Origin of the sequence: Amphritea atlantica (assembly GCF_018860855.1) — a bacterium.
Taxonomy (GTDB): domain Bacteria; phylum Pseudomonadota; class Gammaproteobacteria; order Pseudomonadales; family Balneatricaceae; genus Amphritea; species Amphritea atlantica_A.
Window position 1 is genome coordinate 1 of the sequence record NZ_JAHKQE010000027.1, and the last position, 23,163, is coordinate 23,163.

Genomic DNA, 23,163 nt, shown 5'->3' on the forward strand with positions numbered 1-23,163 from the left:
CCAGTTTGCCAGTTCATCCGGTTGAAACAACTCGGCGTGTTCGGCCATGCGATGCTGTTTTAATCGCTCGGCGACCGGTGCGGCGGCAACGATGTTGAGTCGCCGTTGCTGTGCACTTTCAACCCGCAAGACGACCGGTAACTCCCCTGCATGGTCGGTGTGGTTATGGGTGATCACTAGGGTCTCAGGTAAACAATAGCCGTAATCTTTTAATCTACGAGTGACACCTAGGCCGAGGTCAATCAAACAGATAGGTTGATCATCTTTCAGAACCAGAAAGCTACTACTGCAACTGCCGTCATAAATATGGCCTGCTCCACCGGCAACGCCCAAAATGAGAAGGCTGAGGGTGTTGTCTATCTTTAATCCTGTTTGCTCGGTCATCTGCTTTTCTGTTTAAGGGATTAGTGGGGTATGTGGCTATCAAGAAGAGAGCTCATTGCTGCTGTTTCTGACTGCATTAGTAAGCCTGTCTGTATTGGTGATTATCGCTATCAGGGCGGTGATTGCAACAAGGGTCATGAGTTGTTGGGCTGAGTTAGCCGCATCTTCTAGATTACGCTCGTCAATGTATTGTCCTTTCCCTGTCATCAACAAAGTGGCAGGTATATCGCTTGCCTACCCTGCTGTTGTCACCGAAGATGGGATTTCACTTCTATTGGCGGTAAACGCAGATGAATAACTTTTATTGTCAATTAACGGGTTTTACCGATATTACCCAGATGGTGAATGATCAATTCTACCGGTCAGTGCCAGATGACTGGTATGTCTCTGTTGTCGATGTGCGCGGTTCAACGGAAGCGATTGAACGGGGTAGTTATCGTGATGTTAACTTTATCGGGGCTGCAGCGATTACGGCTCACCTTAATCTAGTCGACCATGAGCTGCCCTTTATTTTCGGAGGTGATGGTGCGGTGCTATTGGTGCATGAGAGTATGCGCGAGTCCACCCTTAAGGTTTTGCAGTCGCTGAGTTATTACGCCAAAGAAATTTTTGATTTGGAACTTCATGCCGGTATGGTGCCAGTAAAAACACTGCGTGAGATGGGTAAAGAGTTACAGGTTGCTAAATATGTATCGGGCATCGGTTTTGCCCAAGCGATGTTTAAAGGCGGCGGAATTTCGTTGGCTGAGACCTTGGTGAAAACTGAACCTGAGTTTCGTTGTGAGCCAGCCGCGCGTTTTGAGAGCACTGAGGTTTTCTCGGGTTTAACCTGTCGTTGGAAACCGATCCCTTCGGGTAAGGGAGTGACGCTGTCTATATTGATTCAGCCGGTCGATGATGATTATCGAGTACTACCTGAAGTGATTACACAGCTGAAAAGTATCCTTGGTTCCTTTGAAAATGCTAACCCTGTTCGGATGGAAAACGCGCGTTATTATTCTGTGCTGGCAAACTTAAAACGGCAGATCAAGATCTCAAAGGTTGGTTTTAATCGCCAGTTTATTAAAGACATTTTTACCATCTTGGTAGCGGTGCCATTCTTTAATTTGCGTCTATTCAAACTGTTGCCTAGTGCCAAAAGATATATCGAACATACGCCGCTGCATTGTGATTTCAAAAAGTTTGATGACACCTTGAGGATGGTACTCAACTGTTCTGCGAGTGAGCATCAAGCAATAGAAAGTTATTTGAGATCGCAGGGATTAGCAGGCCAAGTTGTCTATGGCATACAGGTCTCTGATGCCGCACAGATGACCTGCTATGTTGAAAGCATGACGGATGGTGGCCATCTACATTTTGTTGATGGTACGGACGGTGGTTATGCTCTCGCGGCGAAAAAACTTAAACAGGCGTTGAGTCTGTTAGCTGCTTGAGTAAACCATTAAAACCAGTTTTTGCGTTTAAACAGCCATAGCTGAATGCCCACGGTTATGGTCATAAAGCCACTGACTATCCAAAAGGCCCAAGGGTTTTCGGCACCGGGCATACCGCCGACATTGATGCCGAGTAGTCCGGTAAAGAAACCAAGTGGTAGAAAGACCGCTGCCACTAAGGATAGTAAATACATACGACTATTCATCTGCTCGGCTAAGCGGTTGGATAGCTCTTCTTGCGCGACCGCTGCGCGATCTCGGGCGGAATCCAAATCTTCAATGTAACGAATCAGCGTATCGGTTACTTCACGCAGCAGTTGCCGGTCGTCCTCGGTTAGCCAAGGAATCCGCGTTTGGTGCATCTGCAATAGCGCATCGCGCTGCGGAGCGAGGTAACGTCGCAGAGAGATGACGATACGACGGACGGCCGATATTTTATTTCTTAGGTCATAGCTGCTGGAGCTGACTAACTCCTCTTCGATGGAATCAACGTTGTCTTCGGTATCATTTATGGTTTCCTGCATGCGTACCATTAGGGCCGCAGAGATCATCACTAAAAAGTTACCTGGGCTGGTGGGGCCCACACCTGAAGCTAAGGCATCGGTCATATCTTTGGCTGCCAGCATATAGCGTCGACGGGTACTGATAATACGTGTTTTATCTATCCAGATACGAATGCCAACCATGTCTTCAGGATCTGAGCCGGGGCTGGCGTTAACGCCGCGTAGCGCGATCAATAAGCCGTCTCCGACCTGAGTCGATCGCGGTCGGCTTTCTTCGGTAAGCAGCGCGTCAATGACCACCTGATCCAGTTGACTGTTTTCGCTAATCCATTGTCGGGTGTCCGCATGGGTATAATCAAAATGTAGCCAGCTCACCCTGCCCTCGGGTAACGGGTTATTAATATCGTCACCGGTAAGGACGTCGCCTCCGCCCTTACCATCTAAAGAATAACCATAAATCAATCCGGTGTTTTTCATAAAGTTCTCAAATCCAGAAAGTGCCGCGGATGATCACCTTGGCTTAAACTATGCTGACAGAATAGCAGTGCTAAAGTTGCTTGTGCTAGCGGTTAATCGTCAGGGATTCTAAAAGGGATTATTTTTCACGGAGTAGCCCTGTTTTTTGATCTGGAAGCAGTCATGCTTTTCGATCCCACGCTGGTGGTGTCTCAGCATTCATTAACGGAGCGATTGGTTAGGGCCAATGAATCGCATTGGTGGGTTTTGAAAAGGCCGATACACGCCTTCTCAGACGGTGGTTTTTTGGGCTTCATGTTAATTTTTTCTGTGTTTTTTTCTGTAGGGATGGTCTTGTTGGCTTTGGCTCTTGAGTGTTTGTGGCTGTCTTCGAGGCTCGGTTTAAATGACAGGCGTCTCACTGAGAAATAAACGAAGGTCGTGATAGGTTTAATGAGCGGCTCAGGCTAAAAGATTTAACCTCAGAATATCATAATGGGAGCATCGCATTTTGTTAGGCTGGGTTAGTGTACGATTAGTGTTAGTCGAGATAATGATGTTTGTTTTTGCCGAGCACCGTTATTATCGACGCTTGCCAGTAGCCTACAGATAAATCATCCAGTGATGCCATTAGCTCAGCATCACGGTTTTTATATCGGTATAGATTTACATCAGTTTTGCAGTGCTCGAATCACAACAACCGATTAACGGAAATATTTCAGCATGAATAGTTCAGCGCCACGCGTTATGGGACATCGGGGTGTTCCTAGTTTAGCGCCCGAGAATACCCTCGGTGGTTTTAGAAAGGCGATCGAGCTGGGAGCTCGTTGGCTGGAGTTGGATGTGACTTTGCTCGGTGATCTGACCCCTGTTGTGCATCACGATAATAGCCTTGACCGTTGCAGTGATCGTTCGGGATTGCTTAGTCAGCTAGCGCTAGAAGATTTAGATAATATTAATAATGCTGTCCTCTTTCCTAACTGGCCGATTGAGCCTGTGCCCACCCTGAAGGATGTGCTGGTGCTACTCGCGCAACATGGAGTGGGGTTAAATCTAGAAATAAAACGGCATCAATTTTCCTCGGTGCTAATCAGTCAGGTCGTTGTTGATCAGCTACGGCAATACTTCCCCTTGGATAAGTTGGTGGTATCTAGTTTTGATGTGCAGGTGCTTGCCGAGTGTTTGCGGCTGGCTCCCGAGATTCCTCGAGGATTGATCTGTAGTCACCTACCTTCTGAGTGGCAAAGCCTTGCGGCAGAACTTGAGTTAACGAGTATTCATTGTGATGGTCATCATTTGGATCAGGCTCAAGCTGTGGCGGTTAAAGAGCAAGGCTACCGCCTCTTCTGCTGGACGATCAATGATTCAGTGTTAGCCGACAGATTATGGGGTTGGGGTATTGATGGTTTGATGACGGATTATGTTCAGGATTTCATACATTACTATGATGCTCAGTAAGAGGTAGGCCAGCGCCCAGTTAGCCATTATGGAGTAACTGGGCTGTTTGCTAGGCGGTACTCGATCTAGCTTTTTGGCCTCACAGGGAAGATCGTTTCGCGTCTATATGGATTTTGTGCGAATCTTTGCGGCGGGTTCGATCAGCCCATTCTTGACCAGCACTCCGCGAATTTTCAGTGCGGTTTTCTTTAGTCTATTTAGATCGCCGAAATCAGGTTTATAGCCCGCATCAAGAGCCGCTTCTTTTTCTTCCAGTTCAGTATCGAGGTAATCCAATAGTTTTTTTGAGCAGCCGGTGCAGGGTCCGTTACACAGATCTTTCATGGGTGTGTCGAAAGGTATGCCTGCACGAATGTCTGCTATTAGCTTTCGCATTGCTGTTTGGGTATCAGGTTTTTTAGTCATCAATCCATGTTCCACGTGAAACCTTTAGTCTTCTGGGACGTTCTCCTCGTAGATGATATGCAGCGCAGCGGCTTTCAAATCATCGAATATGATCGTGTTATCGGGGAGGCCTCCCTTGGCAAGGGTGCGCTCCCCTTTTCCCGTTCGTACCAAGATGGGTGGGCATCCGGCGGTAACGGCAGCCTCTAAATCACGTAATGAGTCGCCGACGGCAAAGACATGGGCGGGATTGATATCAGGATAACAACTCAGGATGTGCTGATAAAGGCCGGGTTTTGGTTTACGGCAGTAGCAGTTATCTTCAGGATCATGTGGGCAGAATTCAATTTTAACGATACGACCTCCCTGCTCTTCAACCAGTTGAATCATCTTGTGGTGCATCTCGTGGAGCGCATTAATATCGAAATAGCCTCGAGCAAGACCGGACTGATTGGTGGCTATGCAGACGTCGAATCCTGCTTTAGTTAGGCGGGCAATGGCTTCAATGCTGCCGGGTAATGGCTGCCATTCATCGGCTGATTTAATGTAATTATCGGAATCATAATTGATGACCCCGTCGCGATCTAATATGACTAGTTTGAACACTTTCGATGAATCTCACTGCAGTCGATTGAAAATTTAGATATAAAAAAGCCGGTTTAATAACCGGCTTTTTTTGCTCTGCTAAACGATCTGATGAACAGCGTTAGCTGAGGGCTGAAATATCTGCGACGCCTAGGAACAAGCTGCGCAATTGCTTAAGCAGAGCGAGTCGGTTATTTCTAACCGCTTTATCATCCGCCATTACCATCACTTCGTCAAAGAACTTATCGACCACTGGGCGTAATTCAGCGAGTTGCTCGAGCACCTCTTTGAAATTTCCTTCGGCGAATAAAGGTTCTAACTGAACGGTTTTTTCAGCAACGGCCTTCGCTAATGCTTTCTCTGCATCCTCCTGCAGTAGCTCATCAGATACGCTGTCAGCAACATCTGCATCCTGCTTGCTTAGGATGTTGGCTACCCGTTTATTGGCTGCCGCAAGGGCGTCAGCTTCGTTCAGGGTACGGAAGTGGCTTACTGCTTGTACTCGCTGATTGAACTCTAGTGGGCGGGTTGGACGCAGTGCATGAACGGCCAAGTAAGCTTCAATGGCAATCCCTTCATCGTCATACCATGCACGGAAGCGTTCCAGCATGAAGTCGGTGATGCGGGTGACTAGGCCATCTTGTGCTGGCAGGTCTTGGTAGTTGTTAGCAGCTACCTGAATCAGATCTTCTAGGTCCAAGTTTAGTTGGCGCTCGACAATGATACGTAACACACCCAAAGATGCGCGGCGTAGTGCGAACGGATCTTTTGAGCCGGTCGGTGGCTGATTAATACCGAATAAGCCGGTTAGCGTATCCAAGCGATCGGCCAAAGCAACCGCGATACCGGGTTCGCTCTGAGGGAGTTCGTCGCCAGCAAAGCGAGGCATATATTGCTCGTTTTGTGCCAGAGCAACGCCCTCGTCTTCGCCATCGTTTAGAGCGTAGTGATAGCCCATCAATCCCTGAAGGTCGGTAAACTCATAGACCATATCGGTCATCAGGTCGGTCTTGGCCAGCATTGCAGCACGCTCTGCTTTTGCTTGATCCTGTCCTAGTTGAGCGGCGATATGTTTAGCGAGAACGGCAACGCGAACCGCTTTATCATGCAGTGTGCCAAGCTCTTTCTGGAAGACGATAGACTTCAGGTCTTCGATGCGTGACTCAAGCGTGCGCTTCTTGTCGGTTTCAAAGAAGAATGCCGCATCAGCCAAGCGTGGGCGAATAACCTTCTCGTTGCCGGAAATAACCTGGGCTGGATCGGTCGATTCGATATTGGCAACGGTGATGAAGAACGGCATCAATTGACCGTTATTGTCGGTCAGGTGGAAGTACTTCTGGTGCTCTTTCATTGAAGAGATCAATGCTTCAGCAGGTACTTCTAAGAAGCGTTCGTCGAAGCGACCTGTCAGTGCAACAGGCCACTCGTTGAGGGCTGTTACTTCTTCCAGCAGGTCTTCGTCGATCTGGGCTATACCATGAACCGATGCGCCTTCGGCTTCGACTTGAGCGCGGATCTTTTCCCGACGCTCGTCAAAGTCAGCGATAACCATGCCCACGCTTTCTAGGTTTTCTAGATATTCGTTGGCTTGGTTAAGCTCGATCTGGTGATTGTAATGGAATCGATGACCGCGGGTATTACGACCCGCCTTCAAACCAAGAATCTCGCACTCAATCACTTGGTCGCCCATCAGCATGACTAGCCATTTAACGGGACGAACGAACTCTGTGCGTGAAGCCCCCCAACGCATGCGCTTAGGAATAGGTAGTTTGCCGAGTGCGGTTTCGATGATCGCTGGCAGTTCATTGGCAATGGCTTTGGCCGGTAATGATTGGCTAAAGCACATTTTGCCGTTGATCTCTTCTAAGTTGCCTACTTCGGTGCCGCACTTACGAGCGAAGCCAAGAAGCGCTTTAGATGGAGCACCCTGCTCGTCAAAAGCGATGCGGGCTGGCGGCCCTTGCATCTGGAAGGTGCTGCTCGGGATTTCATCGGCCAGGTTGTTGATCAGCAATGCGAGGCGACGCGGTGCAGCGTATGAATGGACTGCTGTGCCGGAAAAAAGCGCTTCTGCTTGTTTGCCAAATAGTTCTTTGATACCGGCTATCACTTCTTTTTCCAGCGCGGCGGAAAGTGTTTTCAGCGCTTTCGGTGGAAGCTCTTCGGTGCCGAGTTCGAATAGAAAGTCCTGACGGTTAACTGAATCAGTCATTACTTGCTCTCCTCTTCACAGGCGGCTAATACTTCGTTGCGAATGCTCTCTTCGGCCAGCGGGAAGCCAAGCCCTTTTCGCGTATTGAAATAAGCGAGGGCAACACCGCGTGCCAGTGTACGTACTCGCAGAATGTAGCGTTGCCGTTCGGTGACCGAAATGGCGTGCCGTGCATCTAATAAGTTAAAGGTGTGGGATGCTTTCAATACCTGCTCGTAGGCAGGCAATGGCAGTGGCGTGTCCAGTGCTAGCAGTTTATTGCACTCAGCTTCGTGATGATCGAAGCTTTTGAATAGCTGAGGCACATCGGCATGTTCAAAGTTGTAAGTGGATTGCTCAACTTCGTTTTGGTGGAATACATCGCCGTAGGTGACGGGAGTGCCATCGGGATAGTAGGTCCAGACGAGGTCGTATACGCTATCGACATCTTGTAGATACATGGCGATACGTTCGAGGCCGTAGGTGATCTCACCGGTGACGGGGTAGCATTCAATGCCGCCCGCTTGCTGGAAGTAAGTGAACTGTGTCACTTCCATGCCGTTCAACCATACTTCCCAGCCGAGACCCCAAGCACCCAGTGTAGGTGATTCCCAGTTATCTTCTACAAAGCGCACATCATGAACATTTAAGTCCAGCCCCATGCGCTCCAGCGAGCCAAGATAAAGCTCTTGAAGATTGTCGGGTGATGGTTTCATGACTACCTGGAATTGGTAGTAATGCTGTAAGCGGTTGGGGTTTTCGCCATAGCGGCCATCGGTTGGACGGCGGCTGGGTTGCACGTATGCGGAGTTCCAAGTTTCAGGACCGATAGCGCGCAGAAAAGTTGATGGATGGAAGGTGCCTGCGCCAACTTCCATATCCAGTGGTTGCACTACTACACAGCCCTGCTCTGACCAATACTCTTGCAGTGCCAGGATCAGCCCTTGAAAGGTGCTGGCATCCGGTCTCGCTTTATCTGTCACTGAGATCACCATTATGAATCTGTTTGTACAAAAATAGAGCGAAATTATACACGAATTAGCAACGGTTAGAGTGTCCTCAAAGAATAATGAGGTGGTTTTTCTGCCTTAGAAGATGTCTGTTTTGGTTTTCTATAAAGTAATTATCTGGTTAGCGGGAGGTTTTGTTGTTTGTTGTTTAGTGCTGGCGGTGAGTTAGTCTTTTGCTTGTTGGTTATTATATAATCCGGTCACCGCTTGTGATTTTATTTCAACGCGTTTTTCTAATCGGTTACTTTGATGTAAAAGGGTTTCACGTGAAACATTTTAAAGGCTGGCTCTCGGTTGCAGTGTTGTATCTTCTTGCTGCTCTCCCCCTCTCATTGGCGCAAAAGCTGGGTGAGTGGATCGGCTCACGAATCTATAGGAAGAAAGGTGCGAGTTATAAGATCACTCAGAAAAACATAGAGCTTTGCTTTCCTGAATTGGATGCGGCGGCGAAAGATGACTTGGTTAAAAAGAGCTTAGTGGAAACCGGTAAGTTTGCCGGTGAGATGGGAATGTCCTGGATCTGGAGCTCTGATCGTGTCGCGAAAAAAATCCGCAAAGTGCATAACGAAGAGGTAATGGCGGAGGGCTTAGCCAAAGGAAAAGGCGTAATTTTGATCGCTCCCCATCTAGGCAACTGGGAAGTGATAGGGCTTTATTTGAGTATGCATTACAGCATTACCTCTATGTATCGCCCGCCGAAGCTTGAGCAAATGGATCGATTGATCAAGAAAAAACGTGCTCGGATGGGATCGAAAATGGCACCGGCTAATGTGAAAGGCGTGCGGATGTCGATGAAAGCATTAAAGGCTGGCGAAGTCTTGGGTATATTGCCTGATCAAGAAGCGGATAAGGGAAGTGGTATTTTTGCCCCTTTCTTTGGTCAAGAGGCGTATTCGATGAAACTGTTGCCTCAGCTCGCGGCTCAAACAGGAGCCGCCGTTGTGTCGGCTTACGCGAAGCGCTTGCCCGGTGCGCAGGGTTTTGAGATTTTTTTTCAGCGGGTGCCGGCGCAGATCAATGAGAAAGATCTGCTAGTGTCGGCGACAGCGATGAACGCGGCAGTTGAGACTTGTGTCCGTGAGATTCCTGAACAGTATCAGTGGGAGTACAAGCGGTTTCAGCACCGCTCGGATGGCTCGAGGTTGTATTGATCGAATATAAAAAAGGGGCTAATTGAGAGCCCCTTTTTTTGTTTTGCTGCGGTTGTTGGCTAGCGTTTCCAGAATGCGGGTGTAAACAGTACCAATAGCGTAAACACTTCTAGTCGGCCCAGTAGCATGGCGAAGGTTAATACCCATTTTGCCGGCTCGTTTAGATCGCCATAATGAGTTTCGACTTCGCCCAGACCTGGGCCTAGATTGTTGAGTGTTGCTCCCACCGCAGACCAAGCAGTGACTTGGTCAAGTCCTGTGCCGAGCAGAATGATGAGCATCAGCATAAAGACGATCAGGTATACCGAAAAGAATCCCCAGACCGCTTCGAGAATCCTATCAGGAATCGGGTCTTTGCCTAGTTTGACGGGTATGACCGCGTTTGGATGAATCAGACGCTTAATCTCACGCTGTCCCTGCTTCAGAATTAAGAGAACGCGGATAACCTTCATCCCCCCACCTGTTGAGGCAGCACAGCCACCCACGAAGGCGGCCATAAAGAGTAAAAAGGGTAGCATAACGGGCCACTTGGCAAAGTCGGCGGTGGCGAAGCCTGTGGTCGTCGCAATGGAAACAACTTCAAATATGGCTTTGCGAATCGATTCGGCAGGTGGATAGGTTTCTGTTGTCATCAAGACCACGGATGACAGGCAGGTGATGCTAAATAGAATCGTCAGGTAGAACCTGAACTCCGGATCTTTAAAGTAGTGGGTAATGGTACGCTGACGCCAAGCAAAAAAGTGTAAGCCAAAGTTAACGGCTGACATCACCATAAAAAAGGTGCAGATCGCTTCAATCATCGGGCTATCAAAATAGCCGATGCTGGCATCGTGGGTCGAGAATCCACCGATCGCCACCGTGGAGAAGCTGTGGCTAATAGCATCAAACAGCGTCATGCCAGCCAGCCAATAACCTAGAGCGCAGACGATGGTGAGTGATAGGTAGATATACCAGAGTGCTTTGGCGGTTTCGGTAATACGGGGGGTGAGTTTTCTATCTTTAACAGGGCCGGGTGTTTCGGCGCGGTATAGCTGCATGCCACCGATGCCGAGCATCGGTAAGATAGCGACGGCTAAAACGATGATCCCCATCCCGCCGAGCCACTGTAGTTGTTGGCGATAAAAAAGTATCGATTTTGGTAAATCATCAATACCGGTCATGACAGTGGCGCCGGTGGTGGTCAGCCCCGAGAGTGATTCAAATACCGAATCAACCACTGACAGTCCTGGGTCGTGAGAGAGCATAAAGGGGATCGCCCCGAAAAGCCCTAGTACCACCCAGAACAGAACCGTGACTAAGAAGCCGTCGCGGGTTCGCAGGTCATCTCTGGCTCGATAAACGGGGGCCCAAATAATAAACCCAGTGAGTAGCGTAATGATGAAGGCGGAGATAAAAGCCGAATGTGAGCCGTCCTGATAACCATACGAGATGGCGAGAGGCGGCAACATAGTAAAGCTGAATATCATCAGCAGCAGACCGAGGATTCGGAGAATTACCCTGTAATGCATGATTGTCTCCGATCAGAAGAAGCCAAGGCCGACTTGGAATAGGCGTTCGACTTCGCTGATCTTGCGTTTATCAACAAGGAATAGAATCACGTGATCACCATTTTCTACGATGATATCGTCGTGGGCGATAAGGAATTCGTCTTTACGAACGATGGCGCCGATGGTCGTCCCCGTGGGTAGAGCAATATCTTCTATCGCTTTGCCAACTACTTTAGAGGTGCGTTTATCTCCATGGGCAACCGCTTCGAGTGCTTCGGCGGCCCCCCGTCGCAGTGAGTGTACGGCGGCCATATCTCCTCGGCGTACGTGGGTCAGCAAACTACCGATAGTGGTTTGCTGTGGGGAGATAGCAATATCGATCACCCCGCCCTGCACTAAGTCGACATAGGCCGGATTGTTAATCAGCGTCATGACCGTCCGAGCGCCTAACCGCTTGGCTAGCATGGAGGCCATGATGTTGGCTTCATCATCATTGGTCAGGGCGCAGAATACATCGGTGTCTTCAATGTTTTCTTCGAGTAACAGTTCTTTGTCTGAGGCACTGCCCTGCAGCACGATGGTGTTATCCAATCGCTTAGCTAGGCTGTTACAGCGGCGGATGTCCCGCTCAATAATTTTAACCTGATATTTGTCTTCAATATTTTGCGCCAGTCGTGCGCCAATGTTACCGCCGCCGGCAATGATAATGCGTTTATAGGGGCGGTCGATACGGCGTAGCTCACTCATCACCGAGCTAATATCTTTTTTCGCCGCGATAAAGAACACTTCATCATCGGCTTCTATAACGGTTTCGCCTTTCGGGATGATCGGTCTATCTTTGCGGAATATCGCGGCAACGCGGGTTTGAACGGCGGGCATATGGGAACGAAGGTAAGATATTTCTCGGCCCACTAGTGGACCACCGTAATAGGCTTTAACTGCAACTAGCTGGGCGATGCCGTCGGTGAAATCGAGTACCTGTAGTGCGCCGGGATGCTCTATTAGGCGGCGTACATGTTTGGTTACTAGCTCTTCTGGACTGATCAACACATCGATAGGAATCGATTTGTCGGTGAAGATCGCTTTGTTTTTGAGGAGGTAATCATGTTCTCGAACGCGGGCAATCTTAGTGGGGGTGTTATAGAGCGTTTGGGCTATCTGGCAGGCGATCATATTGACTTCGTCACTATTGGTCACTGCGATTAGCATATCGGCATCCCGTGCACCGGCCTGCTCGAGAATGGAGGGGTGAGAGGCTTTACCTTCAACGGTGCGGATGTCTAAGCGGTCCTGAAGCTCTCTTAACCGACTAAAGTCAGTATCAACAATGGTAATGTCGTTAGCTTCACTGGCGAGGTTTTCAGCCAATGTGCCGCCGACCTGCCCTGCTCCAAGAATAATAATTTTCATATATTAATAACTCTCCGATCAGATGGCAGGGATCGCCTGTCCTAAGTCTGATCTTTTAACAGTACAGCATAATAAAAGCCATCATGTCCCTGTGGCTGAGGAAAAAGTTGACGACCAAATGGTCGCTCTATGCCCCAGTCCGCATCTATCGGGAGGTGGCATGCGTCTAGGTGTAACTTGGTAAAGCGCTCGACGACGCGTTCATTTTCTTGCGGAAAGACCGAACAAGTAGCATACAGTAGTCGGCCGCCGGGTTTGAGCAATTGCCAGCAATTTTTCAGAATGGCTAATTGTATCTCAGCTAGCGTCTTAAGGTCTTCGCTTTGGCGTAACTGTTTAATATCGGGATTGCGGCGGATGACTCCTGCTGCAGAACAGGGGGCGTCAACCAAGATGCGGTCATACTGAATACCATCCCACCAAGTGTTGGTTGCGGCATCGGCAATAATTACTTCGGCATCAAGATTAAGGCGGGTGAGGTTTTCCTGAATTCTTACCGCCCTATTGTCCTCTAGCTCGATGGCGGTGACCTGCTCTAGAGCGGGCTGATGTTCGAGAATATGACATAGCTTTCCACCAGGGGCTGCACAGGCATCCAAAACCCGCTGGCCGGGTTGGAGATCGAGCAGTTCGCTGCTGAGCTGTGCTGCTTCATCTTGAACACTGACATAGCCATAAGCAAAGCCGGGTAACAGAGTTACATCCACGGGTGTTTCTAATTGAATGCCCACCGCGGAGTAAGGGGTTGCTGATGCGGTTATATCGGCATCATTTAGTTGTTGTAGATAGGCTTCGCGGCTGGTCTTTTGTTGATTGACTCTAAGAGTCATGGGCGGTTGTTGATTGTTTTGCTGCAGTATAGCTTCCCAGTGGTCGGGCCAGTTATGTTGTAGCTTGGAAATCATCCATTGAGGGTGGTTGTAGCGAAACTCAGGGTTCTCGTCGAGTTGCGCAAAGAGACTATCCTGCTCACGCTGAAGGTTGCGTAGTAGAGCGTTGATAAGCCCCTTTGCCCAATCTTTTTTCAGTTGCGCTGCCGCCTCAACGGTTTCGCTGATGGCCGCATGGGCTGGCACTCGCATCTCTAATAGCTGATAAAAACCTAATAGGACCAGTGCGTATAGATCTTGATCTTGGGGTTTGAAAGGTTTTTTAAGCAGCAGATGCGCGAGACAGGAGAGCTTAGGGAGCGAGCGCATCGTGCCGTAGCAAAGCTGTTGTAGCAGTGCGCGGTCATTCTCATGGCATTGCTGCAACGCTCTAGGGAGTGCGGTATTAAGAGACTCTTTTCGGCCGATAACGGGCCCTAGGGCGCGGGCGGCAATAGCGCGGATATTCATTCGCTTTGACCTAGCTCCGTACCCTGACTGAATAACGCTTTCTTGGAATTGAGTACTGCGCTGCTGTCCATCGCTTTACTGCCCGGTAATTGAATTTTTAGCAGCCTTACAGTGCCGCTACCGCAGGCAACGATGATCGCTTTTTTATCGCAATCAATCACGGTTCCGGGCTTGGCGTTAGTTTGCTCATCGCCGACCTCGGCATACCAGACTCGAAGTGTAGCGCCGTTGAGAGTCGTAAAGGCGACTGGCCAAGGGGAGAGCCCCTTAACCTGTCGGGCAATATCGCTCGCTGGCTTGTGCCAATCGATTAAGCCTTCCGCTTTTTCTAGCTTATGGGCGTAGCAGGCTAAGCTGTCATCCTGAACTTCATGCGCAATCGTACGGTCAGCAATGCTCGGTAGGCTTTCTAAGAGAGCCTGTGCGCCGATCTCTGCAAGACGGTCATGGAGTTCACCGCTGGTGTCGGTTGAATGGATTGGGCAGGTGCGTTTCAGCAGCATGGCGCCGGTATCCAATCCTTCATCCATCTGCATAATGGTGACGCCGGTTTCACTGTCCCCTGCCAGTAAGGCGCGGTGAATCGGTGCGGCACCCCGCCAGCGTGGTAATAATGATGCATGTACGTTGATACAGCCTAGCGTCGGGGCCTCAAGCACTGCTTTAGGCAGTAGCAGACCATAAGCCACGACTACCATCAGATCGGCCTCTAGAGAGTTTAGCAGCTGTCGATCGTCTTCCTGTTTAAAGTTAAGTGGTTGATAAACAGGGAGATTATGTTCAATTGCGACTTTTTTGACTGGGCTAGGGGTGAGCTTACGGCCTCGTCCCGCTGGGCGGTCCGGTTGGGTATAGACGCCGATGACGTTATAACCGGCATCGAGTAGTGCTTGCAAGCTTGAAGCGGCGAAATCTGGCGTACCGGCAAACAGGATACGCAGTGGTTTGGCTGTATCTGACATACTTCAGACCTTCTGACGATGAAGTTTATCCAGTTTGCTGCGGATACGACTACGTTTCAGTGGCGAGAGGTAATCGACAAACAGCTTGCCTTCAAGATGATCGATCTCGTGTTGAATACAGACCGCCAGCAGGTCGTCTGCTTCAAGTACGTATTCTTCACCCAATTCATTCTGTGCCGTTAGGCGGATTTTATTGGGTCGAACGACGTCTTCATAGAAGCCGGGAACCGAGAGGCAGCCTTCTTGCATGCGTTCAGTTTCTTCAGCCAGCACCTCTATTTGCGGATTAATAACCACCAGAGGGTTATCTTTCTCTTCAGAGGTATCTATAGTAATGATACGCTGGTGAACGTTGACCTGCGTTGCCGCTAAGCCGATACCGGGTGCGTCATACATGGTTTCAAACATATCTTTGACCAGTTGACGCAGTTCATCGTTAAATTCGGTAACCGGCTCAGCAATTGTGCGCAGGCGTGGATCAGGAAATTCGAGTATTGGAAGTAATGACATGGTCGCTTGAAAACATAAGGGTTGAAAAAAAAGAGCGCTAGAATCAATAATCTTTCTATTATACTGATATAGATACACAATGTATTGCCGATACTGTTATAGACTCTCAAAAACATGGCGGTCTGGAGACAAGGATTAAATAATGAAACAACTGGTAGCAGATTTTCTGGGCGCTCTGGTGGTATGTATTGCATTAATAGCCCCGGTTCAGGCCGAGGTTCGCAAAGATACTCTGGCGTTACAGGACAATTATCCGAAAACTTATGTAGTCGTTAAGGGTGATACGCTTTGGGATATTTCCGGGATGTTCCTGAAGTCTCCTTGGAAGTGGCCACAGCTGTGGGGTTACAATCAACAGATTGATAACCCGCACCTTATCTACCCCGGTGATGTATTAACCCTGAAGTGGGTTGATGGTCAGCCTCGTTTAGTGCTTAACGATGGCATTATTCGCCTGAGTCCTAAGGCTAAAGTGACGCGGTTGAAAGATGCGATTCCAGCGATCCCTCTGAAAGACATTAATAGCTTCCTATCCGATAACATTGTTATGGATAGTGATGAACTGACAGCCGCGCCTTATGTCGTCGGTGGTACAACGCAGCGGATCGTCGCGGGTGCCGGTGATCGGGTATATGCCCGCGGAACCTTGGTGGGAGACTATAGCCGACAGAATATCTATCGCCCTGCCAAAGAATATATCGATCCTGTGACCAGCGAACATCTTGGTTTTGAAATGTTCAAAATCGGTGATGCAGTCGTTGCGAAAAAGAAAGGCGATATTATTTCGCTAGATCTGCGTAAAACCAGAGAAGAGGTTTCGGCATTGGATCGTGTTTACCCAAGTCCGAAGGAGTCGATTCAGTCTATCTTTTATCCGAAAGCGCCTGATGATGACATTGATGGTCGTATTCTCTCGGTGTTGCGTGGTGTGCGTCAGGCGGGACAATATGATGTTGTTGCGATTAACCAGGGTGTACGCGAAGGGCTTGCTCCAGGTCATGTACTGACTATATTCCGAGCGGGTGAAGTGTTGAAAGACCCTCTGACCAAAGAGATGATTATCTTACCGTCTGAAGAGTCAGGCTTGATGATGATCTTCAAAGCCTACGACAAAGTGAGTTATGCACTCATATTGAAGGCGACAGATATTGTCTCTATTGGGGATGAAGTGCACAGTCCAGAATAGTTTAATTTTTATGTGTCGATGGACAAGGAGTGTCCATGCAAGATCAAATCAGAGAGTGGATTGCTCTAGCAGAGTTGCCCGGCGTTGGCTCGGCGGCTCTGCTCCGGTTGATGGGGCAGTGTCCGCTGGATAGCAATACGGCAGATGTTAGCCTTTCTGAGATGTGTACCGAGAGTATTAAGCAAGAGCCTCAATCGTTACTGTCTTTGAGCCGAGATCAACTTAAGTCGTTCAATCTCTCCGCTAAAACTATTCATCATATCTGCGCTTTTCAAGCTGGCCATTGGCCCGATCCTGATTACCTGCAAAGTATTCGTGATTGGTTACAGCAGCCTGCTAACCATCTACTGACCTATGTTGATGATAGCTATCCTGCGTTACTCAAAGAGATTCCTGATCCCCCACTGCTGCTCTATGTCAGCGGAGACCCCGAGGTGTTACATCTACCTCAACTCGCCATTGTTGGTAGTCGCTCTGCTAGTCGTAGTGGTATTGCGCTTAGTGGGGCTTTTGCGCGGGATCTCGCTGCAGCGGGTATTACGGTGACTAGTGGGTTAGCGAGGGGTATTGATGGTGCCGCACATACTGCCGCCGTGGCGTTATCAAAACCAACCGTGGCGGTGTTAGGCTCTGGCTTGATGAATATTTACCCGCGACAGCATCAGGCTTTGGCGGCAGAGATTATTGAACAAGGAGGCGCTTTAGTCTCTGAATACCCCTTAGAGATGCCGCCCTTGGCGCATAATTTTCCCCGCCGTAATAGGATTATCAGCGGCTTAAGCGCCGGAGTGCTGGTGGTTGAAGCCGCTAGACGCAGTGGCTCATTGATTACTGCTCGCTTAGCTTTGGAGCAAGGCCGTGAAGTATTTGCTCTTCCTGGCGCGTTAAACAACCCTCAGAGTCATGGTTGTCATGATCTTATTCGTGAAGGAGCAACCCTGATTGAAACCAGTGCCCAAATTATCGAACCGCTGGCCAGCTTACTGGGTAGCTATTGTTATGATGAGAAACGCACTGAAGCTGAATCGATAAAGCTGAGTGATAACGAAGCTAAGTTATTGGATCAGATGGGATATCAATTGGTGACGCTGGAGCAGCTCGTTGGGGTCACTGGCATGCCGGCTTCAGCCCTATTACCACAGCTAGTGGCAATGGAATTAGCGGGTTATATCGAAAATACTCCCGATGGCTATCAACGACTGATCTAAACGGCTGTAGGACACGTAAAAACCGGTCAATTTACGTGGTTGAAAGTTGTACAGTTTTAGGATACTTTGCCACGTTTTCCCGATTAAACTAACTTCACAATATTGAAGGCGATCATGACTAAACCATTTGTAGCTATCCTTATGGGGTCCGACTCTGACCTGCCAACTATGAAGGCTTCGGCTGACGTACTACGCTCTCTTGAAGTCCCTTTTGAGATGAAAGTAAGCTCCGCTCACCGTACGCCGGTACAGACCCACGATTATGTTAAAGATGCAGATCAGCGCGGTGCCGTTGCTTTTATCTGTGCCGCCGGTATGGCTGCTCATCTTGCGGGTGCCGTAGCGGCCAACACCACTAAGCCTGTTATTGGCGTGCCTATTGAATCCTCTTTGGATGGTCTGGATGCCCTTCTATCGACCGTGCAGATGCCTGGTGGCATTCCCGTTGCTACAGTGGCAATCGGTAAAGCCGGCGCTAAAAACGCTGCTTATCTGGCGTCTCAGATCGTTGCCGTACAAGACCCCGCTTTGGCTGAACGGATTAAAGCCGATCGTCAAGCTAATACCGATGCCGTCATTGCGAAAGATAAGGCGTTGCAAGAACGACTGGCTAACGGCGAGATCTGATCAATATGGGCTGGTGGCATATTCGTCAGGCCGTCAGGGCGATGCATCAAGGAGGTGTTATCGCCTACCCGACCGAAGCGGTTTGGGGACTCGGCTGCGACCCTTTTAATGAGTCGGCTGTTTATCGGTTACTGGCAATTAAACGTCGGCCCGTTCAAAAAGGGTTAATTTTGGTCGCCTCTACGGTTGATCAGATCAAGCCTTTACTGGACAATCTTGCGCCAGAAGACCGCGCGCGCGTCGTGGCCACTTGGCCAGGTCCGGTAACGTGGATATTGCCGGATCCTGATAACCTTATACCCTACTGGATTAAAGGTAATCATGCGTCTGTAGCAGTGAGAGTGAGTGATCACTATCAGGTTAAAAATCTTTGTGAGGCGTTTGGCTCGGTGATTGTCTCTACATCAGCTAATTACTCAAATAGAGATGCTGCAAGGGATAAATTAAAAGTAAGTATTCACTTTAAGGATAAAGTTGATGCTATCGTCCCTGGTGCGCTAGGTGAGCTTAGTCGACCGACGAAAATTTACCGTTTGGATAGTGATCAACCGGTAAGAAGTTAAATCAAATAGCAGTAGGTGATTACTGACCTGTTGTAATGGTAAAGGGTGAGAGAATGTCAGCGCCAGACATTAGTGCGGTAAAAGAGTATCTGCTGAACTTACAGGACAATATCTGTGCAGCGTTAGAGCAAGCCGATGGTTTAGCGCACTTTGTAGAAGATAGCTGGCAACGGGAAGCCGGCGGCGGTGGTCGCACTCGTGTGATGGTGGATGGTGCTGTTGTTGAAAAAGGTGGGGTTAATTTTTCCCACGTGTTTGGCGATAAACTTCCCGGATCTGCGACGGCTCATCGCCCTGAATTGGCGGGTCGTACTTTTCAGGCGATGGGCGTTTCTCTCGTGATCCATCCTCATAATCCCTATGTACCAACATCACATGCGAATGTGCGTTTCTTTATTGCCGAAAAAGAAGGTGAAGAGCCGGTTTGGTGGTTTGGTGGTGGCTTCGATTTAACCCCCTATTACGGCTATAAAGAAGATTGTCGCGCTTGGCATCAGGCAGCTAAAGATGCCTGTGACCCCTTTGGTGCGGATGTCTATCCTCGTTATAAAGCGTGGTGTGATGACTATTTTTATCTTAAGCACCGTGATGAGCCTCGGGGTATTGGTGGTTTATTCTTCGATGACCTGAGTGAGCCGGATTTTGACACCTGCTTTGCCTTGATGCGTTCGATCGGTGATGCTTACGCCCCTGCCTATTGTCCGATTGTCGAAAAACGTAAAAATATGCCCTATGGCGAACCGCAGCGAGATTTCCAGCTGCATCGCCGCGGACGTTATGTCGAATTCAATCTGGTGTTTGACCGAGGAACGTTGTTCGGTTTGCAGTCAGGTGGTCGGACAGAGTCTATCTTGATGTCGATGCCGCCAGAGGTTCGCTGGGGCTACGACTGGAAACCGGAGCCTGGCTCCGAAGAAGCAGAGCTCTATACCTATTATCTGAAACCGCAGAACTGGCTGGAGGATTAAGATGACCGATCGTTATGCGGTATTTGGTAATCCGATCAAACACTCTAAGTCGCCACTTATCCACAAGGCTTTTGCGCAACAGCTGGATCAGGATTTAGAGTACCACTCTGTGCTGGTGGCTGAAGATGGCTTTAATTCGGCTGTGGATAACTTTTTATCCCCAGAGAGTAATGGCAAAGGCCTGAATATTACCGTTCCATTTAAGGAACAGGCTTGGCAAAAAGCCGAATGGCATTCTGAGCGTGCCAAATTGGCGGGTGCTGTTAATACACTTTACCGTAATGCCTCGGGTCAGTTGTGTGGTGATAACACCGACGGCCTTGGTTTGGTGGCGGATATCACGCGTAATAACGGTGGCGAAATTCGTGGCAAAGACCTACTGATCTTGGGCGCTGGTGGGGCTGTACGGGGTGTCTTAGAGCCTATTCTTGCTCATCAGCCTGCACGGTTAGTGATCGCCAACCGCACCGTTGCTCGGGCAGAGGCATTAGCTGAACTGTTTAGTGGTTTAGGCCATATCGAGGTATGCAGTTTTGCCGAACTACAGGGGCAGCAATTTGATCTCGTTATCAATGGTACAGCCGCCAGCCTACAGGGTGAAGTACCCCCGCTGCCGGATGATCTACTCCGTGATGGCGCTTGGTGCTACGATATGATGTACGGCGCAGAGGTTACCCCTTTCAATCGTTGGGCTAAGGCGCATGGCGCGGCAAAAGCGATCGATGGTTTGGGTATGCTGGTAGAGCAAGCGGCCGAGTCGTTTTCTATCTGGCGTGGTGTACGCCCTGATACTTCCGAATTAATTCAAGAGCTTAGACATCAGCTATTAGCGAAGTAAGCCGCATGACAATCGTTCCTTGCGCGGAGTTTCTCGTCGGGTTATAACAGGGGGGTCAACTCCAGTCGCAGGAATGATCCGTTATGGAAAAAGAGACCCACCTCTCCCCCGATCAGCTGTACCGTCACTGCAACACAGAGTTGCTGCCTTTCAAAACCACGGAAACCCTAGAGCCCTACTCTGGCTTTTTTGGTCAAGAGCGTGCCGTCGAAGCGATGGAGTTCGGCATTGGCATGAAGCGGCCCGGCTACAATATGTTTGTTATGGGTAATCCGCATACCGGCCGATTCTCCTTTGCCATCGAAAGCATCCGCACCATCGCTAAGAAAGAGCTGAAAAAGACCAGTGACTGGTGTTATCTCAATAACTTTGAAGAAAACCGAAACCCCCTCGTTATTCAGCTACCTGCAGGTAAGGGCTGGGTTATTAAGCGGGATATTAAACATCTGATCGAAGGGATTCTGACGGAACTCCCAGCGGCCTTTGAAAGCCCTGCCTATCAGCGGAAAAAAAGTAAGGTCGAGCGGGACTTTAACCGTCTCTATGATCAGGCTATCGAAAAAGTTGATAGTCTGGCGCGGGAGCACAGTATTGCGGTATATCGCGATGCCGGCAGCATCGGCTTTACGCCGGTGTCCGAGGGACAAGGGATGGATGAAGCGGCTTTTTCTCAATTGCCGGAAGATATCCGCGACGAATTTACCCGCAACATCGCTAAGCTTGAAGAGTATCTTAATGAAGAGCTTGCAAGCATGCCTCAGTGGCGTCGTGAAGCGGGCGATAAAATGAAAATTTTAGATCGTGAAACCGCACGTAATGCGGTGGCCCCCCTGATTCAGCCATTACGTGAGAAATACCATAATTTTTCTGGAGTGCCTGATTATCTGAGTCAGCTTGAATCGAATCTGGTGAAAAATGCACTGGATATCATCGAAGAAGATAAGCCTAACGAAGCACGTACTGATTTAGCCCGTCGGCAATATATGGAAAACACCTTTGGGGTCAATATGCTGGTGGACAACCAGAAAACCAAAGGCGCGCCGGTGGTATTTGAAACCCATCCTACTTACGACAACCTTTTTGGCCGCATAGAATATAATTCAGAAATGGGTGCGTTAAGCACAAACTTTCAGTTGATTCGTGCCGGCGCCCTACACCATGCCAATGGCGGCTATCTCGTGTTGGAATCAGAAAAGCTGTTGGAACAACCCTTTGTCTATGGTGCTTTAAAACGGGCACTCAAATCCCATGAGATCCGCATCGAAAACCCGATGTCGGAGATGAACGGCATGGGGACTATTACACTGGCGCCCCAACCTATTCCTTTAAATGTCAAAGTGGTGTTGATCGGCACTCGGGAAACCTACTATCTGCTGCAGGAACTGGATCACGATTTCGAGAAGATGTTTCGTGTGGTGGTGGATTTCGATGAGGATGTTAAACGCGAACCCGCGACGATTCGTAACTATGCCCGCTTGATGAAAACCCTTGCGGATGAAGAGGGTCTTGCGCCCCTGAACCGTCAGGCGGTCGCTCGGTTAGTGGAACACAGTTCTCGGCTAACGGAAGATCAGGAGCTGTTATCGGCTCATGTTGGTGAGCTGGTGGACCTGCTCTGTGAGGCGGATTATAAGCGCATTCGCAACCGTGACGACATTATCAATGATCAGCATGTTGAGATGGCGCTACAGGCGAAAGAGCGCCGTACCAGCCGTATTTCGTCAAAGATTCTCGATAGCATTCTGAATGAGACGGTATTGATCGATACGGATGGTGAAGCCGCAGGCCGTACCAACGGTCTCACGGTGCTGGGAGTCGGGGATGTTTCCTTTGGCTTTCCGGCGCGCATCACGGTTACCGTGCATCCGGGTAATCGAGGGATTGTCGATATCGAACGGGAAGTGACACTGGGGCAACCAATACACTCTAAAGGTGTTCTGATTCTGTCCGGTTATTTAGGGCATAAATATGCCAAAGACTTCCCGCTGACCCTGTCTGCCAGTATCGCGCTGGAACAATCCTACGGCTATGTCGATGGCGATAGCGCTTCTATGGCGGAAATCTGCACTCTGATTTCTGCGTTAACCGGCATTCCGATCAAGCAACAGTTCGCCATTACCGGCTCGATCAATCAATACGGTGAAGTACAGGCCATCGGTGGCGTGAATGAAAAAATCGAAGGCTTTTTTAACCTCTGTAAAACCCGAGGACTCACCGGTAACCAAGGGGTGATTATTCCCAAAGCGAATATTCGCAATCTAATGCTAAAACGTGAAGTCGTTGACGCGGTCGCGGAAGGCGAATTCTGTATCCATGGGGTTGCAACGGTGGATCAATGTCTTGAGTTACTGATGGATCGCAAAGCGGGACAACTGAAAGAGGACGGTACCTTTACTCAGCGCTCAGTCAACGCGCAGGTAGTTAAACGGTTACGCGAAGTTGCCAAAGCGAAGGCATGATCAGTGAAATAGGCAGTGTTGATGGCTAGGCCTAGGCCATCGCGCTGCTA

The 23,163-nt window shown here is 49.3% G+C and carries 22 protein-coding genes; 11 read left to right on the top strand and 11 right to left on the bottom strand.

The genetic code is table 11. From position 1 onward, the window contains the following. The coding region (locus KO512_RS12000) for an MBL fold metallo-hydrolase (RefSeq protein WP_215952594.1) at positions 1–384 on the bottom strand (384 nt) is incomplete at its 3' end. Between the two features lie 55 nt (positions 385–439). Between KO512_RS12000 and KO512_RS12005 the strand changes: the two genes are divergently transcribed. Further along, positions 440–682: a hypothetical protein gene (locus KO512_RS12005; protein WP_215952595.1), complete on the top strand. Its 243-nt coding sequence runs from the start codon at positions 440–442 to the stop codon at positions 680–682. Further along, on the top strand, positions 675–1,817 hold the full coding sequence (locus tag KO512_RS12010) for a DUF3095 family protein (RefSeq protein WP_215952596.1): 1,143 nt from the start codon (positions 675–677) through the stop codon (positions 1,815–1,817). Before KO512_RS12005 ends, KO512_RS12010 begins: the two co-directional genes overlap by 8 nt. 8 nt (positions 1,818–1,825) lie before the next feature. Here KO512_RS12010 and KO512_RS12015 read toward each other — a convergent pair whose 3' ends face one another. Then, the gene (locus tag KO512_RS12015; protein ID WP_215952597.1) at positions 1,826–2,797 is read right to left on the bottom strand and encodes a zinc transporter ZntB; all 972 of its coding nucleotides are present in this window, start codon (positions 2,795–2,797) and stop codon (positions 1,826–1,828) included. A gap of 702 nt (positions 2,798–3,499) precedes the next feature. Here KO512_RS12015 and KO512_RS12020 point away from each other — a divergent pair. Further along, positions 3,500–4,234: a glycerophosphodiester phosphodiesterase family protein gene (locus KO512_RS12020; RefSeq protein ID WP_215952598.1), complete on the top strand. Its 735-nt coding sequence runs from the start codon at positions 3,500–3,502 to the stop codon at positions 4,232–4,234. A 102-nt stretch (positions 4,235–4,336) separates the two neighbouring features. On the opposite strand, the gene KO512_RS12025 is transcribed toward KO512_RS12020, so the two are convergent. The 4 genes from KO512_RS12025 to glyQ form a co-directional block, all read right to left on the bottom strand. After that, complete coding sequence (locus KO512_RS12025; RefSeq protein WP_215952599.1) at positions 4,337–4,639, bottom strand: hypothetical protein; 303 nt, start codon at positions 4,637–4,639, stop codon at positions 4,337–4,339. A 24-nt stretch (positions 4,640–4,663) separates the two neighbouring features. Further along, positions 4,664–5,224: a D-glycero-beta-D-manno-heptose 1,7-bisphosphate 7-phosphatase gene (gene gmhB, locus KO512_RS12030; RefSeq protein ID WP_215952600.1), complete on the bottom strand. Its 561-nt coding sequence runs from the start codon at positions 5,222–5,224 to the stop codon at positions 4,664–4,666. A gap of 100 nt (positions 5,225–5,324) precedes the next feature. Beyond that, complete coding sequence (glyS, locus tag KO512_RS12035) at positions 5,325–7,415, bottom strand: glycine--tRNA ligase subunit beta (protein ID WP_215952601.1); 2,091 nt, start codon at positions 7,413–7,415, stop codon at positions 5,325–5,327. Continuing rightward, positions 7,415–8,389 (bottom strand): glycine--tRNA ligase subunit alpha, encoded by a 975-nt coding sequence (glyQ, locus tag KO512_RS12040; RefSeq protein WP_215952602.1) that lies wholly within the window; start codon positions 8,387–8,389, stop codon positions 7,415–7,417. The genes glyS and glyQ overlap by 1 nt, the downstream gene beginning before the upstream one ends. A 281-nt stretch (positions 8,390–8,670) precedes the next feature. On the opposite strand from glyQ, the gene KO512_RS12045 reads away from it, so the two are divergent. After that, a complete protein-coding gene (locus tag KO512_RS12045) occupies positions 8,671–9,555 on the top strand; it encodes a lysophospholipid acyltransferase family protein (RefSeq protein ID WP_215952603.1) in 885 nt (294 codons plus the stop codon). A gap of 59 nt (positions 9,556–9,614) precedes the next feature. Here KO512_RS12045 and KO512_RS12050 read toward each other — a convergent pair whose 3' ends face one another. Genes KO512_RS12050 through def form a run of 5 tightly spaced genes read right to left on the bottom strand, consistent with a single transcriptional unit; the run spans position 9,615 to position 15,264 of the window. Next, positions 9,615–11,063 carry a TrkH family potassium uptake protein gene (locus KO512_RS12050; protein ID WP_215952604.1) on the bottom strand — a complete coding sequence of 483 codons (1,449 nt, stop codon included), beginning with the start codon at positions 11,061–11,063 and terminating at the stop codon, positions 9,615–9,617. 12 nt (positions 11,064–11,075) lie between these two features. After that, positions 11,076–12,452 (bottom strand): Trk system potassium transporter TrkA, encoded by a 1,377-nt coding sequence (trkA, locus tag KO512_RS12055; RefSeq protein ID WP_215952605.1) that lies wholly within the window; start codon positions 12,450–12,452, stop codon positions 11,076–11,078. Positions 12,453–12,493: 41 nt separating this feature from the next. Continuing rightward, positions 12,494–13,792: a 16S rRNA (cytosine(967)-C(5))-methyltransferase RsmB gene (rsmB, locus tag KO512_RS12060; RefSeq protein WP_215952606.1), complete on the bottom strand. Its 1,299-nt coding sequence runs from the start codon at positions 13,790–13,792 to the stop codon at positions 12,494–12,496. Continuing rightward, a complete protein-coding gene (gene fmt / locus KO512_RS12065; RefSeq protein ID WP_215952607.1) occupies positions 13,789–14,754 on the bottom strand; it encodes a methionyl-tRNA formyltransferase in 966 nt (321 codons plus the stop codon). Before fmt ends, rsmB begins: the two co-directional genes overlap by 4 nt. Positions 14,755–14,757: 3 nt before the next feature. Continuing rightward, a complete protein-coding gene (gene def, locus KO512_RS12070) occupies positions 14,758–15,264 on the bottom strand; it encodes a peptide deformylase (RefSeq protein WP_215952608.1) in 507 nt (168 codons plus the stop codon). Positions 15,265–15,406: 142 nt separating this feature from the next. Between def and KO512_RS12075 the strand changes: the two genes are divergently transcribed. The 7 genes from KO512_RS12075 (at position 15,407) to KO512_RS12105 (ending at position 23,113) form a co-directional block, all read left to right on the top strand. After that, positions 15,407–16,450, top strand: a complete 1,044-nt coding sequence (locus KO512_RS12075; protein WP_215952609.1) for a LysM peptidoglycan-binding domain-containing protein — start codon at positions 15,407–15,409, stop codon at positions 16,448–16,450. A gap of 35 nt (positions 16,451–16,485) precedes the next feature. Continuing rightward, the gene (dprA, locus tag KO512_RS12080) at positions 16,486–17,658 is read left to right on the top strand and encodes a DNA-processing protein DprA (protein ID WP_215952610.1); all 1,173 of its coding nucleotides are present in this window, start codon (positions 16,486–16,488) and stop codon (positions 17,656–17,658) included. Between the two features lie 114 nt (positions 17,659–17,772). Further along, positions 17,773–18,285, top strand: a complete 513-nt coding sequence (gene purE / locus KO512_RS12085) for a 5-(carboxyamino)imidazole ribonucleotide mutase (RefSeq protein ID WP_215952611.1) — start codon at positions 17,773–17,775, stop codon at positions 18,283–18,285. 5 nt (positions 18,286–18,290) lie between these two features. Continuing rightward, positions 18,291–18,848, top strand: a complete 558-nt coding sequence (locus KO512_RS12090) for an L-threonylcarbamoyladenylate synthase (RefSeq protein ID WP_215952612.1) — start codon at positions 18,291–18,293, stop codon at positions 18,846–18,848. 53 nt (positions 18,849–18,901) lie between these two features. Next, positions 18,902–19,816 carry an oxygen-dependent coproporphyrinogen oxidase gene (gene hemF / locus KO512_RS12095; protein ID WP_215952613.1) on the top strand — a complete coding sequence of 305 codons (915 nt, stop codon included), beginning with the start codon at positions 18,902–18,904 and terminating at the stop codon, positions 19,814–19,816. Between the two features lies 1 nt (position 19,817). After that, entirely contained in the window at positions 19,818–20,654 is an 837-nt protein-coding gene (gene aroE, locus KO512_RS12100) for a shikimate dehydrogenase (protein WP_215952614.1), read from the top strand. 83 nt (positions 20,655–20,737) lie between these two features. Next, entirely contained in the window at positions 20,738–23,113 is a 2,376-nt protein-coding gene (locus tag KO512_RS12105; RefSeq protein ID WP_215952615.1) for a Lon protease family protein, read from the top strand. The last annotated feature ends 50 nt before the right edge of the window (positions 23,114–23,163 follow it).